The following is a 385-nucleotide window of genomic DNA, read 5'->3' on the forward strand; positions in this document are numbered from 1 at the left end:
TTCGGAGCGCGACCCCGCGGAGGTCCGGCTGGTGGCCGTCTCCAAGACCGTGCCGGCGGAGGGCATCGTCCCGGCGCTCGAGGCGGGGCACCGGGTGTTCGGGGAGAACTACGTCCAGGAATCCGTCGCGAAGTGGCCGGACCTGCGCGCCCGCTACCCGGATGTCGAGCTGCACCTCGTCGGCCCGTTGCAATCCAACAAGGCCCGCGAGGCGGTGGCCCTGTTCGACGTGATCCACGCCCTCGACCGGCTGTCGCTCGCGGCGGCGCTCGCCAAGGAAATCAACCGCGCGGGTCGGACCCCGAAGCTGCTGATCCAGGTCAACACCGGCGCGGAACCGCAGAAGGCCGGGGTCCTCCCGGATCAGCTCGCCACGCTGCTGGCC

At 71.4% G+C, this 385-nt stretch carries 1 protein-coding gene; it reads left to right on the top strand.

Going from position 1 to position 385, the window contains the following annotated elements; translation table 11 throughout:
• Nucleotides 1-31: 31 nt before the first annotated feature.
• A partial coding sequence (locus GD429_RS40145; protein WP_321575151.1) for an alanine racemase occupies nt 32-385 on the top strand: 354 nt, incomplete at its 3' end.

It is taken from the genome of Burkholderia sp. BE17 (assembly GCF_009362305.1).
Classification (GTDB): domain Bacteria; phylum Pseudomonadota; class Gammaproteobacteria; order Burkholderiales; family Burkholderiaceae; genus Burkholderia; species Burkholderia pyrrocinia_C.